12 protein-coding genes and 1 pseudogene are annotated in these 14,063 nt (G+C 65.9%); 7 read left to right on the top strand and 6 right to left on the bottom strand.

Going from position 1 to position 14,063, the window contains the following annotated elements; genetic code table 11:
* Positions 1-8 precede the first annotated feature (8 nt).
* Positions 9-1,172: a helix-turn-helix domain-containing protein gene (locus JHN63_RS35105; RefSeq protein ID WP_200688480.1), complete on the bottom strand. Its 1,164-nt coding sequence runs from the start codon at positions 1,170-1,172 to the stop codon at positions 9-11.
* A gap of 314 nt (positions 1,173-1,486) precedes the next feature.
* On the opposite strand from JHN63_RS35105, the gene JHN63_RS35100 reads away from it, so the two are divergent.
* Positions 1,487-2,041 carry a histidine phosphatase family protein gene (locus JHN63_RS35100; protein WP_200688478.1) on the top strand — a complete coding sequence of 185 codons (555 nt, stop codon included), beginning with the start codon at positions 1,487-1,489 and terminating at the stop codon, positions 2,039-2,041.
* Between the two features lie 238 nt (positions 2,042-2,279).
* Here JHN63_RS35100 and JHN63_RS35095 read toward each other — a convergent pair whose 3' ends face one another.
* The 4 genes and pseudogenes from JHN63_RS35095 to JHN63_RS53235 all read right to left on the bottom strand — a co-directional run.
* The gene (locus JHN63_RS35095; protein ID WP_200688476.1) at positions 2,280-2,747 is read right to left on the bottom strand and encodes a PPC domain-containing DNA-binding protein; all 468 of its coding nucleotides are present in this window, start codon (positions 2,745-2,747) and stop codon (positions 2,280-2,282) included.
* Positions 2,748-2,790: 43 nt separating this feature from the next.
* The gene (locus JHN63_RS35090) at positions 2,791-3,789 is read right to left on the bottom strand and encodes an asparaginase (protein WP_200688474.1); all 999 of its coding nucleotides are present in this window, start codon (positions 3,787-3,789) and stop codon (positions 2,791-2,793) included.
* 74 nt (positions 3,790-3,863) lie between these two features.
* Complete coding sequence (locus JHN63_RS53240; protein WP_234478178.1) at positions 3,864-4,943, bottom strand: hypothetical protein; 1,080 nt, start codon at positions 4,941-4,943, stop codon at positions 3,864-3,866.
* A gap of 132 nt (positions 4,944-5,075) precedes the next feature.
* Positions 5,076-5,564, bottom strand: a pseudogene (locus tag JHN63_RS53235) (helix-turn-helix domain-containing protein); the annotation flags it as partial.
* A 201-nt stretch (positions 5,565-5,765) separates the two neighbouring features.
* Between JHN63_RS53235 and JHN63_RS35080 the strand changes: the two are divergent.
* The 5 genes from JHN63_RS35080 (at position 5,766) to JHN63_RS35060 (ending at position 11,586) form a co-directional block, all read left to right on the top strand.
* Positions 5,766-5,960: a hypothetical protein gene (locus JHN63_RS35080; RefSeq protein ID WP_200688470.1), complete on the top strand. Its 195-nt coding sequence runs from the start codon at positions 5,766-5,768 to the stop codon at positions 5,958-5,960.
* A 369-nt stretch (positions 5,961-6,329) separates the two neighbouring features.
* Positions 6,330-7,193 (top strand): hypothetical protein, encoded by an 864-nt coding sequence (locus tag JHN63_RS35075; RefSeq protein WP_200688468.1) that lies wholly within the window; start codon positions 6,330-6,332, stop codon positions 7,191-7,193.
* 83 nt (positions 7,194-7,276) lie between these two features.
* Positions 7,277-8,803 (top strand): amino acid permease, encoded by a 1,527-nt coding sequence (locus JHN63_RS35070; protein ID WP_200688466.1) that lies wholly within the window; start codon positions 7,277-7,279, stop codon positions 8,801-8,803.
* 210 nt (positions 8,804-9,013) lie between these two features.
* The gene (locus tag JHN63_RS35065) at positions 9,014-9,553 is read left to right on the top strand and encodes a hypothetical protein (protein WP_200688464.1); all 540 of its coding nucleotides are present in this window, start codon (positions 9,014-9,016) and stop codon (positions 9,551-9,553) included.
* Positions 9,553-11,586 carry an ABC transporter ATP-binding protein gene (locus JHN63_RS35060; protein ID WP_307782059.1) on the top strand — a complete coding sequence of 678 codons (2,034 nt, stop codon included), beginning with the start codon at positions 9,553-9,555 and terminating at the stop codon, positions 11,584-11,586. Before JHN63_RS35065 ends, JHN63_RS35060 begins: the two co-directional genes overlap by 1 nt.
* A 386-nt stretch (positions 11,587-11,972) precedes the next feature.
* Here JHN63_RS35060 and JHN63_RS35055 read toward each other — a convergent pair whose 3' ends face one another.
* Entirely contained in the window at positions 11,973-12,422 is a 450-nt protein-coding gene (locus tag JHN63_RS35055; RefSeq protein ID WP_200688462.1) for a hypothetical protein, read from the bottom strand.
* Between the two features lie 468 nt (positions 12,423-12,890).
* Between JHN63_RS35055 and JHN63_RS35050 the strand changes: the two genes are divergently transcribed.
* A complete protein-coding gene (locus JHN63_RS35050) occupies positions 12,891-13,469 on the top strand; it encodes a hypothetical protein (protein ID WP_200688460.1) in 579 nt (192 codons plus the stop codon).
* The last annotated feature ends 594 nt before the right edge of the window (positions 13,470-14,063 follow it).

Here is a 14,063-nt window from a genome sequence, read left to right as displayed (position 1 = left end):
CACGTTACTTACCGCCCTCTCAGATCACGAAGAGTCTCCCGCACCCGCGGATTGTTCCGCACGAGCTGCGGCGACGTGCGCTCAGCCTCGCACAGCTCACTGAAAGCGTCGTCGACGCGTCCGCTGAGGCACAGGGCTCGGGCGTAGTCGATGCGGTGGGACACCGCGCGTTCCGGCGGCATGTGGTCGACGTCGATGTTCCCGTGGTCGATGACGTACGGGATGTTCTCCAGGTCCAGCTCGATCGAGACTCGGTGCAGTTCGACGTTCGTCGGGCCGAAGCAGGTCTGCCAGTAGTTCTCGTCGGAGCCGAGCCGATCAGCCAGCCCCGCCGCTCTTTCGAGCAAGGTGCTGGCTGTGGGCCTGTCCTGGTGGCGCGCCGCGGCCACCGCTGCGCGCAGGTGAATCATGCCGAGCAGGCTCAGGGCGGCGGGATCGTCCTCGTCGATTTGGCGTGCGAGCCAGGCCGCCGCGGTGTCGCCCAGCTCGAGTGCGTCCTCGTAACGCCCGTTGGCCAAGAGCGCATGAGTTCCGGAGCGCGCGGCAGAGACGAGTGACAGCGGGTCCTCGGACTCGTCGGCAGCCCGCATGGCGCGCTCGGCCGCAAGCCATGAAAGGTCGGACTCACCGATCTTGGCGAGGGTGGTTGCCGCCAGATGGTGCGTACGGGCGGAGACCACGAGGCCGCGTCGCCGCTGGTCTCCGTGCGGGAGGTCTTCGAGCTCCTGGGCCGTCCGGAGCAGCCCGGGGAGCGCGGCAATGACGTCCCCGAGAACGCCTGCCTGGTAGTTACCCCAGCTGCGTTCCACGACTGTCTGTGCTTGCTCCGGTCTGGGCAACTGCCTCTCTGCCGTCGGCCCGAACAGCAGCTTCGAGAGACGGCGGGGGTTCATGAGCGCATCACGAACAGCCGGCACGTCGTCCATGTGCTTCTGATCGTCCTCCATGAGGAGGGGCTGCCCCATCAAGTCGCCGAGTGGGACGCGCAGCACGCGGGCGAGCTCGGCGAGCTTGTCGATCCTGGGGGCCTTCCGCACGCCTCGCTCGATCTTCGACAGCCAGTCGGTACTGCGCCCAACGAGCCCTGCGAGCACGGGTTGCGTATAGCCTCGGCGCTCGCGGTAGAACGCGATCCGCTCTCCGATGCTGAGGTGATCCCCAAGACCCCGCATGTGGGTTGCCTCCCCGACTCTCGGTCTGCAATTCACGGTATCGGCCGACCATGTCCCGGGATCAGGGAGTGATTCGGGTTGGTGGTGCCGGGTTCAGCATCCACTTGCGCGTCAGGGGTAGGCCGGACACTCTGTCCGGCTTCGAGAGGTTCGGTGGATACCTGCTCGTACGCGAGACCCAATTTCGGGAGCGTGAGAGTTCGCCAAGTGTGCCAAGTGCTCTGATTCTGTGGCGCTTTTGGCCACGAAGGTGTTGTCCCGGAGCCTCGGGTATTTCGGTGGTTACTGTCGTGCCGAACCGCCACAGTGTAAGGATGACCGTCTTCTTTCTGGTGCAGCACGCGGAGAAGGAACGCCTGCCCGGTGACCCAGGGCTGACCCAGCTGGGACGACAACAGGCTGCCAGGACTGCCGACTGGCTACAGCGTGTTGGTCTGCTCGCGGTCGTCAGCAGCCCGTTGCGGCGCGCTCGCGAGACTGCTTCGTTCATTGCCTCCAGTACCGGGCTGCGTGTTCAAGAGGACGCCCGTTTGCGCGAGAGGATGAGCTGGGACGGAACCCAACCCCTGAGTAGCTTCCTGGCGGACTGGGCAAACTCGGTGAAGGACCGGGATTACGTGCCTGTTTCCGGTGACTCCTCCCGCGCTGCTGCAGAGAGAATGCGCGCCTGCCTGGTCAACCTAGCCGGGGAGCCGGGACCCATTGCCGTCGTAACCCATGGCGGAGTCACCGTGGATCTGTTGCGCACCTTGATCGGTGACCTCGCCGTGCCAGCCGAGTTGATGCAGAACGGCGTCCCGTCCTGCGCAATCACCACGCTGGATCACCTCTCGGTGGTGAGTATCGCCTCAGTTGCGAACCTTGAATGACCAGGTTGCCGATTCTGCCTGGTGGCTCTCCGGCGTCGGCGGAAAAACACGGGTGTTGTCGGTGTGAGGTGAGCACCTCTTGCCGTTCGCCGAGCTCTGCGCGACCACGCCCTGCCGGGCCAGCACTATCGCCTCCAGGGCGGGCGCACCGTGGGGTTTGATCTTTTCGCGGGCAGCTCGTGCTGCGGTGACGTCGCTGCGTGGTGTGCCGGTCGAGTAACTGTGGGGCGCGAGCGGTTCATTGTGCAGCGCCAAAGGTGAGCAGGGGCACGTCGTATAGGGCGGGGTTGCGCGGCCGGGTCATGGTCGGCGAGACGACCTCGACCACGAAGAGTTCGCTGAGGAACTGGACCTTGGCGCCCAGTAGGTGGCTGGTGCGGCCGTCAGCCGATTGTGCCTTGAGCCCGGCGGAAACGTGGATATGCGGGAGGATGCCGCCGGTTTCCGGATCGTGGGCGAGGGTGCCAGCGCCGAATGCCTCGACGTTGGTGACGTACGTCTTGGCCCAGACGGGGGCGTCCGGGTCGTCCAACTTCTCGCAGGCTCCGACGATTTCCGCTTCGGCGAAGGCGCCGATGAACGAAGGAACGTAGCCCTGGCGTATCCCGTTCTCGCGGCAGAACGCGGACAGGGCGTCGAAGAAGTCCTCGCCGTGGTCGAAGGTGACGCCGAAGCTGCGGCCGATGGTCAGTTCGTGGGCGCGCATGCGGGAATCCTTAGAGTCTGAAGGCGGGCTGTTGCGCGGCGGGTCATTCCGCGAAGGTCGCGAACGCATCGGTGATCGTGCTGCGGTCGGCGTCCTGGGCCAGCAGCGCATGGAGCAGGAGCCTCGCCTGGTACGGGCCTAGGTCGTCAGCCGGGATGAGACCGCGGCCGATAAGGTCCTTCTCTGATCCGGGGAAGCTGTACGTTCCGGTCAGGACAGGGCCGTTGCCGATGCGCGAGGCGAGTACCACAGGAATGCGCGAGGCGAGCTCACCCAGTGCCTCGACGAGCGGCTGCGGGACGTGGCCGACGCCGAAGGCGGCAACGACGAGCCCGTCGCACTGGCCGTCCCACGCGTGCAGCAGGGTGCCGTCGTCGCCGAGGCTGACGGTGTACAAGCCCACGCGCGCGTCACGGCTCGGCGGCTGAACCACACTATGCCGACGTGGCAGGGGCATTGTCAGGCGTACACGGTCTTCGGCGACACGGCCGATGGGACCTGTGCCAGGTGAGGTGAAGGCTGCGGGGCTGGTGCTGTGCGCCTTGCGGACGTGCCGGGCCGCGTGGATCTCGTCGTTCAGGAGGACCAGAGCGCCGGCTCCGCGTAGCTGGGGCTCGGCTGCGGCAAGAATGGCTGCGTACAGGTTCGCAGGTCCGTCGGGTCCAGCCATGGTGGGGTTACGCATGGCGCCGGTGACGATGACCGGCTCGTCGCGGCCGTGGTGGAGGTCGAGGAAGAACGCGGTCTCCTCAATAGTGTCCGTGCCTTGCGTGATCACGACTCCGTCAATGTCGCCACCATCGAGATTCTTGTCGATGGCCGCGCTGAGTTCCGTGAGGTCGTCGAAGGTGAGCGAGGCGCCGGGGACTCGGCGGAAGTCGTGAACACGCAGATGGATGCCGCGGCGGTCCAGGCCGGGGACGGCGGCGAGGAGGTCCTGGGCAGACAGGGCTGGTACGACACCTCCGGTCGTCGGGTCGGTGGTCATGGCGATGGTGCCGCCCAGTGAATAGACCGCCACCGTTGTCGTCGCGCCGGCCATGGCCCAACTTCCCTTCCGTACCTACCCGCTCGCATTTCAGTGGATCTCACTCGAGGGAGATCGTTTGGTGCAGGTTATCGGGTCTCCTCGGGGTGGCCGCCAGCCTCGGGCTGCAATTCAGCGGCCACGTAGGAGCAGGCGATGTCCAAGGCATCGAGGCTGAGGTGGCGGCTACGAGGTCTGGCCAGCCCTGTGGTGCCCTCGGCTGCGAGCTGTCGGCAGCGGCGGGTCAGCCACGGGCGGTCGAGGCCGAGGTAGTCCGCGGTTGCTGCCAGCCGTTGTCCAGGCGTCGATCCTGCGGTGATCGAGTGTGCCTGCGCGTGCCCGGTAAGGTCCGTGAACGTCCTCAGCATGGGAGCTGCGGCGGCCAGAGCGGTCTGGGGTGAGGGCTCGGCACGCACCCACGTAGCGATGGCGGCGCGGTGTCCGGGGACCAGTACGAAACCGTCCGTCTGCTGGAGGTCTGGCTCGTCGGTGAGCCAGGTCGTGACGCCGTACGACTCCATTAATGCGAGCGCGAGGAAGAGCAGAACACGCTCGTACGTGGGCGAGGCAGTGATCTCGGAACGGGGGACGCAGAAGGCGCGCCCGACCCCGCTGTGGGCCCGTCTCGGAGCCATCTCCTGAAGGTAGCGGTGCTTGTGCTGGAAGATCAGCCACGTCGCGGCCTCTTCCCCGCGCTGTTCGCGGGTCCAGAAGACCGGGTCGTCGGCCAGTGCGTCGCGCTGTTCGAGGATGAACGAGGCACACATCTGGGAGCCGACGAGCATCTGCGAGCCGTCGGCGAGGCTTTCTCGGGCGGGCAGCGTGCCGTTGTCTTCTGACGGGGGCTGCGGTGGAGGAGCCAGCAGGTCGTGGAGGGCCGTGTCGTCGCCAAGAATGGCGGAATCGAACCCCGCTACAGCCCACAGGATTCCGTAGGTGAGGTCGTCGAGTTCGTAGGCCGCAGGGATAACGAGGAAGCCACCCGCCTGCTGCCGGTCGCCTTGGCGTGCGTCCATGACGAAGTGCCGTCGTGTCCCGTCGACGGTGCGGGAGGTGGCGAGCAGTGCCCGGAGCGGCATCCGGTTCCATGCCTCGGTGTCCGTGTTCGGTGAGAGCCACAGCGTGTTGCCGCGGAATGAGGCGGCCTGTCTGGTTAGCGCGGGCAGCATCGTGGGAGCGAGATTGCGGCCGCCGGGCAGGAGCAGGTGACCTGGTCCCTCTGTGAGCGTCTCACCGGCGTCCAGGCTTACAGGTGGCTGAGCCCGGCGAGGAAGCGGCAGTGGAGAGATCTCGGGAGGTACCCCGAGACCGGAGAGGAACTCGGCGATCTTGTCGATATTGGTGAGGCGTCGGCGCCCTGCTTCTAGCATGGAGAGGAACGCTTGGCTGAGGCCCGTTAGTTGAGCAACGTCGTCTTGGCGCAGAGATCCATGCTGGCGGACTAGGCGGGCCACCCGGCTGAAGTCCCACGACGCCAAGGCTTGTTGAACATCGGTATTTCGCCACACGTGTTCTGGAACGAAGGGCGTGGCTTGGGGCAGGTTGTGTGAGCGGAGGCACGCCGAGCACAGCGTTCCGGAGTTGTACTGGCTTAGTCGGCAGCCGCACCGTTCACAACGTCGCGGCGACTGCGCAAGCACTTCTGCCTCCCCGATTGAACGCGGGCCTACTGCCCCAACTATCCCTGGTGAAACTGAAATCACTCCAGTGATATCACCTGAGCAATGTGCGCGCCGCGCGTTTTCCCACCACTCTGGGGGCTCCCGCAGTGCACAGCACCGACGAATCATTCGGGAACGGATCTTTCGGGCGGGCGCATGCTGCTTGCGCTGCGGACTCAGCTATCCCTGATCCCTGATCTCGGCCACCGGAGTCCAAGGTGCTTTCGGCCTTACGCGTACGGATGGATCAGCCCTTACTGCGGATGCCCCAGTGGTATCTGGCGGTGCACCAATCGCGCCGCGGCAGGCACCTCCGCCTGGAGGTCCGCTGTGGTCGTTAGCTTCTCCGCCGTCGTGCTCCTGGGCGTGATCGTTTTCCTCCTCATGAAGAAGGCAGGCCTGAACGTCGCGCACGGCATCGTGTGCATCCTGTTCGGCTTCTTCCTGGCCAGCAGCTCTGCGGCACCGAGCATCAAAGAGGGCGTGCAGGGCGCGGTCGAGCTGATCGCAAAGATCGACTTCTAGGCCGACCGTCGGGGCATGAGCGCGGTTGTTGGCTCCCCTCCCTTCGCCCCCATGCCCTGGCGGTCTTTCCCCCACCGGACGTGACCCGAGGACTTTCGATGATGCCGATACCCGATGTGCCTGCGCGCCGGGCGGTGATCCTGGCCACCGCTGCGGCGCCGCTGGGGGCCCACCGCCTCTCACTGCCCACGCTGGACGGCAAGAGCGCAGTTCAAGCGCGAGGGGAAGCCTCGCTCGTCGGGGCTCAACAGCTCGCCCCATCTGTGGAGCACGCGAGGCAGGAGGGCCATGGGTAGGCACAGACCTGCCCTCGACCGGCATCCGGCCCGGGACGACGCCGTCCTTCGTAGGGTGATCGAGGATGCTGCGATGGGTCGCTGGGAAGGTGCTCGCGAGCTCCTGGCCTCGACGGGGGCCGACTGGGACAGGCGGATCTTCCGCCTGCAGGTCCTCGCCCGTATCGGAGTGCGGTTGACGTTCGCCGACACATGGGCGCAGGCAGAACCTCGCTCCCCTCACGCTCTGGCTCTGCTGGCCAATGTATTGGCCTTGAGGTCGATGGCCGACGGCCCAGGGCGGGGGCCCACCGAGGGGATGCAACAGGCGTGGAACACCTGCGATGCCGCCGCCGGCGTCCTGCCGAACGACCCATCCCCCTACGTAGTCATGCTCGCGTTGACGCGCTTCCATTCGCCGCCCCGAGACCGCGAATGGCGCGCGACGGTGAAGCAAGTGTGGAAGCAGGTACTCGAGTGCGATCCCTGGAATCGGGAAGCGCACCACGAACTGCTCACCTACCTCTTCCCCTCCTGGCACGGCACAGGCGGCGAGGTCTTCCACTGGGCGCAGGAACGGTGCGCCCACACCCCCCGAGGGCTGCCGCTGCACGTGCTGCCGCTGGTCGCACTCGCTGAGTCCCACCGCCTCCGCATGGAGGTGGACGGAGACCGCTACGGACTGACCGTTCACCCATGGACGGACAACCCGTCGACTGGGCAGGCGTGGGAGAACTGGTGGGACTGCCGGGCGCCCAAGCGACCGCACGCCGCCTTCTACGAGGACGCCAACTACCTGGCGCACGCCTTGTCGTTCGCGGGACGGCATCTGGAAGCCGCAGATGTCTTCGACGCCATCGGCCCATACGCAACTGACGTGCCGTGGAGCTACTGCGGCGACGCCACGACGCTGTTTCTCCGCCACCGCGGCTACGCGATGAAAGTCGCCGAGCCCTGAGCGCACGCCCGAGACGCTGACCACCAACCCCCGGAACAGCAGCCCGACGAGTTACACGTATTCACGATGGAGGAAGCATCCCTATGCCCTTAGAGATTCCGAGCACCACGCAGTCGGAAGAGGATCGCCTCGCCGAGCTAGGCATCACTCAGACACTCGACCGCAGCATGAGCGGCCGGCAGAACTTCGCGGTCAGCTTCACCATCATCAGCATACTGAGTGGCTGCCTGACCATGTACGCGTTCGGCATGAACACCGGCGGCCCCGCGCTGATCATGTGGGGCTGGGTGCTTGTCGGCCTGATGACCCTGTTCGTCGGCCTGGCCATGGCGGAGGTCTGCTCCTCCTACCCGACGTCGGCTGGCCTCTACTTCTGGGCACACAAGCTGGCCCCTCGCAGGTCCGCGCCTGCCTGGGCCTGGTTCACCGGCTGGTTCAACACGCTCGGGCAGGTGGCTGTAACCGCGGGCATCGATTTCGGCGCCGCCTCGTTCCTCAACGCGTACCTCAACCTCGAGTTCGGCTATGCCGCCACTCCCGGCCACACGATCACGCTGTTCGGAATCATCCTGCTGCTCCACGCCCTGGCGAACACCTTCAGAGTCCGTGTCGTCGGCTTCTTCAACACCGTGTCGGTGTGGTGGCACCTGATCGGCGTTGTGGTGATCGTCGGCGCCCTCTTGACGATCCCGGACAACCACCAGTCTCCCTCGTTCGTATTCGGCGAGTTCGTCAACAACACCGGCTGGGGGTCCGCTGTGTACGTCGCGCTCATCGGCCTGCTGATGGCGCAGTACACCTTCACCGGCTATGACGCCTCCGCCCACATGACCGAGGAAACTAAGAACGCCTCCGTCGAGGGCCCTCGCGGGATCATCCGCTCCATCCTGGTCTCCTGGGTCGCCGGGTTCGTACTCCTCTTCGGGCTCACCTTCGCCATCCAGTCCTACAGCAGCTCCCTCGACTCAGAGACCGGCGTTCCGCCCGCACAGATCTTCCTTGATGCACTCGGCGAGAGCACCGGCAAGATGATGTTGCTCATCGTCATCGGCGCCCAACTCTTCTGCGGCATGGCCAGCGTGACTGCCAACTCCCGCATGATCTACGCCTTCTCCCGTGACGGAGCCCTGCCCTTCTCCAAGACGTGGCACAAGCTGCACCCGGGAACTCGTACGCCGACCAACGCGGTCTGGCTGGCCGCCGGCGGTGCCTTCGTCCTCGGCCTGCCCTACCTGTTCAACTCGACCGCGTACGCGGCCGTCACGTCGATCGCGACGATCGGCCTATACCTCGCGTACGTCATCCCGACGCTGCTGCGACTGCGGCAAGGTGATTCCTTCCAGCGCGGCCCGTGGCACCTGGGCCGCTGGTCCAAGCCGATCGGTGCGATCGCCGTGACCTGGGTTGCCGTGATCACCGTGCTGTTCATGCTGCCCCAGGCGTCCCCTGTGACCGTTGAGACGTTCAATTACGCGCCGATCGCGGTCGGTGTGGTGCTGGCCTTCTCGGGGACGTGGTGGCTCGTCTCCGCCAGGCACTGGTTCCTCAAGCCTGGTCACCCGAAGAACAGCACTCCGGCGTTGCCCGTCTCGCAAGGAGCGTCGCGCTGACCAAGCGCCGAGGGCCCGCCGGTCGACGCGGCGGGGTGGCTCGGGGCAGTCGCGGCGCCGTCGCTGCTGCCCCGCATCACTCCTCATCGAGCTCGATTGTCAGTGGCGGCTGACATCCTGCCCACCCTGCATAACCCTGAGTGCCCCCTTGATCACTCAGGGGCTGGGTTGTGAAGAGAAAGGTGCACCACCGTGAGGACCCTTCCGACGATGTTCCGCAACCAGTGGCCGTGGCATCCCGATCGCGTGCCGGACGGTCTGCCGCTGCGGCAGTCGTGGGGCTGGCTGTTCGCACCTGACGGCCGGTGCCTCGTACTGATCGACACCGAGGACTGGCTGCCCCTACTGCCCGGCGGCACCATCGAACCCGATCTCGACGGTGCTGATCCGGTAGCCAGCCTCGCCAGAAGAGTCCTCGAAGAATCCCAAGTGTCGTTCGCAGACCCCCACTACTTGGGCTACGTGTACGACGCCCAGGGCGCCGTATACGGAGGCACCGGACCCTGCGCTCGTGCCCGGTTCACGGCCAGGATCACCCGCATCGGACCGGCCGCACCCGATCCGACCTCCGGGCAGACGCTGCTGAGGCTGCTTGCCCCCGCGCACCAGATGGTGGAGCAGTTCGACTGGGGTGAGCAGGCGCATCAGCAAGCCGATGCCGCCGAACGCTTCGCCCGCGACGATTGGGGACTGCGCCTCTCGCCGGAGGCGACCATCACGCAGGTCCCGCTGACGGGGGTGAGCGAGTGATCCTCACAAACCGCGCCAGCAAGAACGACAAGGATCTCAAGGACGAGGCTGAGCCCGTTGTCTCCGAGTCGGAGCAATTGCTGTTCGGCGGTCCACTGCGCTACGACCAGGGCTGGTCGCGGCACGAAGAGGCCCGTACGCATATCAACTTCAGGAGCATGATCAAGCAGTTGCCCGCACAGTTGGGGACGGTGCTGCGGCTGGCTTGGGCCGCCGACCGTAGTGCGACGCGGCAGCTGATCGGGGCGGAGATCGGCCAGGGCGTCGTGCGTGTGGTCACTCTGCTCGCGGTCAACGCTGCATTGGCGCACGTGATGGCTGGAGCAAGCCTCCAGGAGCGGGCTCGGGCCGCGGCCCCGGCTCTCGCGGTGGTGGCGGTGTCCATGGTGGTGGCGTCGTTGTGCCGGTCACGGTCGACGTACATGACTGGCCGCCTCGAGCCCAAGGTGGAACGGCGGGCCACCGAGACGTATCTGGAGCGGGCCTGCCAGGTGGAGCTGGAGGCCATCGAGGACGACGGCTTCCACCGGCTTCTGGACTCCGCGCAGTATGGAACGATCTCGGCGCGCTATGCCATCAAGATGGGGACCGCGGTCATCAACGCCTTGCTGGCCTTCGTGGCTGCGATCGGTGTTCTCACCGTTCTGCATCCCATTTTGATGCCTATGCTTGTGCTGATGGCACTGCCCAGCGGCTGGTCCGCGCTGGTCACCGCGCGCCGCAGATATCGGCTATTCCAAGCCTGGGTTCAGCATTCCCGCGCATGCCAGAAGATCGCCCAGATGATCATTGATCCGAAGGCCGCCCCGGAGATCCGGGTGCACCGGGTCGGCCCGTTCCTGCTGGAACACTTCCGCGGGATGTCCGAGGCCGCTGAGGCCGAGAAGGACCGCGTGGCCCGCCAAGAGGGCCGCACCGTGCTGATCGCCTCGGCGTGGACCGGGCTGGCCACGGCAGCAATGTACGGCGCGCTCTTTGCTCTGCTGTGGGCCGGGGTGATGGATCTTGCAGTGGCAGGGACCGCCGTTATCGGCATCCGTACTGGGGCGGCGAGCCTGACGACGCTCGTCGGCCAGCTCAACTCCCTGAACAGGGAAGCCTTGCACGTCGCCGACCTGGAACGCCTCGTCACCGAAGCCGACAAACGTTCCATCCCTGTGGGCGGTGTGGACCTTCCCGAGCACGCGCGTGAGATCCGATTCGAGAACGTCACGTTCACCTACCCTGGGGAGGACAACCGCGGTGAACTGGCGTTGGAGGACGTGTCACTGGCCATTCCTTCCGGGAAGATCGTCGCCCTCGTCGGAGTCAACGGCGCCGGCAAGACCACGCTTGTGAAACTACTGGCCGGGCTCTACCAGCCGACCTCCGGCCGGATCCTGTGGGACCACGTGGACAGTGCGAAAGCCTCGCGCGAGCAGCTCGCCTCCAGGATCGCCATGGTGGCGCAAGACTTCACGAGGTGGGTCTTCACGGCCCGGGTCAACGTGACCATTGGCCGTCCCGAACTCCCCATGGGAAGCGATCGGCTTCAGGGCGCCATCGAGCACGCCGGGGCCCAGGACGTGATCGCGAAGCTGCCGCGCGGACTCGACACCCTCCTCGGGCGAGGTTTCCACGGCGGAGCGGAACTCTCTGGGGGCCAATGGCAGCGCATGGGGATCGCGAGAGCGGCCTACAGGGCTGGTGAGGTCTTGATCGTGGATGAGCCCACAGCCGCGCTCGACGCCCGGGCCGAATTGGAGGTTTTTGATCGGATTCGCGCTCTGGCGGATGCGGGGCAGACAATCGTGCTCATTACCCACCGGCTCGCCTCTGTGCGGCACGCCGACCTCATTCACGTTCTCGACGGCGGTCGTCTCGTCGAATCGGGCAGTCCCGATCAGCTCCTCACTCAGGACGGGTCCTTGTACGCCGAGTTGTACAAGTTGCAGGCCAGCCAGTTCGGAAGTGAGCAGAGTCAGAAGGGGGGGCCGGTTCCTCGGCCGCACTCTTCCTCGTCTGACGCTTCCGCGTCCGCCACGTCGTCATGAGCGGACGCTCTTCTTCCCGGGCTCGCCAAGCCGTGCCCGCGCCGACGAGGTCCCTCCCTGCCCAGGTGGCCAAATGGGCCAAAGCATGGCTCGGGACGGTTGCGCCGTGGCCACTTCCTGTGGACCTCAGTGGGGCACATACCTGGCGTTTCTCGGCGCCTCAGGGCCTCGTCGACATTCGGGTCACCCGCACCGACCTGGACTTCCGCCGGGAGGTGCACGCATACCGCACCGCGATCCGCCGTCTCGTCCCTGCCCACGGGCCACGGTTGATTGCCTGCGAGCCGCGCCTACGGGCCCTGTTGACCACTCACCCCAGAGGCAGACTCGTCGACGATGAGGCGGGCCTTCACATGCTGCCCCGTATTCACCAAGACGCGGGACACCTACTGGCGCTCCTGCACGGCAGTGTCAGCCAGGTTCGTGACGCTCGCGGCCAGGCGGCCCGCCACCTGACGCAGCACACCCAGCGCATCGTCCGGCTGCTCGACCACACCCAGGGGTGGCTCAGCCGCGAAGAGACTGAGTGCGTACGGCGAAGTGCCGCCAGACTGCTGGGGCAGGGCGAGGAGCTGCCAGTGGCGTTCTGCCACGGCACCTTCGGCTCTAGCTGCTGGCGATGGAACGTCGCCGGTCAGACCTTGTCTCTCATCGGTCTCGGACGCGCTCAAATCATGCCAGCGGTCCTCGACTTCGCCCGAGTGGCACCCGCATGGTCCGAGCACCCACACTTGGCCGAAGCCTTCTTCGGAGCGTATGGACGGACACTGACAACAGCCGAGCAGCTCGTCATCGAGGACGCCGCTCTCCTTGCCGCCGCGGAAGACTTGCACCACGCGCTGATGGTGCACGACAGCGATGCACTGACCGCTACAGGAGCTGCCCTCCGCCAGGCTGTACGCCGGCAACCACCAGACAGGGAACGCACCCGGGAGGCTCGTCGCGAACCTGAACCTGCAACCAATCAAGCTCCTACCGGAAAGATCCGGCCGTGACCACGAAGTGGCTCGACACTAGCCTCGTTGCCGCCGCATCCGCTCTCTCGCTCGGCCTGGACCGCACAGACCGTTCGCGGAACCGCGGGTTCTCGTGAGTCGCGCAGCCCAGCCGCCGTACGTACCGGCGCCGACGTTCAACGGAGAAACCATGAAGAAGGAAGCAACGGACTCCTGACAGCGCCTATGCCGCGTCGGTGCTCGCGAGGGCGACAGCCTGACGGGTACACGCGGCTGGCACGGCACGACCACCGACCCAGATCACGCCTGCATTGTCACCGTGCAGGTCAGCAGCGGAGGAGACGGAAGATGGAACGCGTCGAGATCATTCCCGGCCTGATCGTGGATGAGGAGATGTACGAGCGCGCCGTTCGGGGCCTAGAGCAGCACGCACCGAGCGAGAAGCTCACCTGGGAAGCCTTCACCGACGAGCACAACTGGCTCCTGATACCGGACCCGGACGGCGCCGGATACAAGGGGGAGCTCGTAGTTCGCCGCGAAGAAGACTGCACCATCAAGATCAATTTGTGGATGGCGCCGGACCTCCGAGCCGGCGCAAAGCCCGCTCCCCATAACCACCCCTGGGAGTTTCGCGCCCATGTCCTCATGGGCGGATACACCGAGCAGCGGTACCAGGTCCTCGACGGCAAGGTCCACACCGAGACACGGTCACACGATGCCGGCGGACAGAACCATGTGCCACTGGATGTCTTCCACGAGGTCACGAACGTTCACGCGCCCGCACAGACATTGACTCTCATGGTCTGCGGCCAGGGCAGGACAGGCAACTGGGGCTATCTGAACGCAGCCACGGGGGCGTTCGAGGAGAACCAGACCGACCCGACGTTCAAAGCGCGGCTGCAGGCTCTCAATCCGCGGCTGCGCTGACCGGGACTCTGCATGCCTGCAGGTCTACGCCTGGTGGTGGACGGCTGATGCAACTTCCGTCCACTGCCTACGCTCTCAAGCACACACTGCGTGGGTGCCACTCCGCACCGTTCCTCGACCCCGGGTCTCGAAGATGCCCGGCTCGTGTGCAGGCGGCTTCCCAGTGCGGTACGACGCTGGACGGCATGCCGGTATCGCTAGCCAGCGAGCCGGCCACGCAAGCGTTCCGGGATGGAACGGGCAGAGTGGGTTACGGGCAATTCCGGTGTCTGGGTTGTCCTATTGGTGAGGGGTCGCTCCGTCGGCAGGGGAATGACATCTGCGGCATGTCGGTCGCGATGTGGGTGGTGGACGCACACTACGAGCACGCGCTCCTCACCCCGCCGCGCACGGCTCCGGCCCTGCCCGACCTCGGCGTTCCTGGAGTAACTCCACCCCGTGCGGGTAATCCGGAAAGCTCTGCTCGCAGGGACTCCTACAGGTACAAGCTCCGGAGAAGCGAGCATGCTCTGCCCCCGACCTCACCGAGGCAGGGGGCAGAGCATGGTCCGAGCAGCAGCCAGCTTGCTTTGAGAGGGCGGTAAGTAACGTGTT

The sequence above is a fragment of the Streptomyces sp. MBT65 genome (assembly GCF_016612545.1).
In the GTDB taxonomy this organism is placed as follows: Bacteria; Actinomycetota; Actinomycetes; order Streptomycetales; family Streptomycetaceae; genus Streptomyces.
Note: the sequence above shows the minus strand (reverse complement) of the source record. Positions and strands in the feature narration are given on the sequence as shown.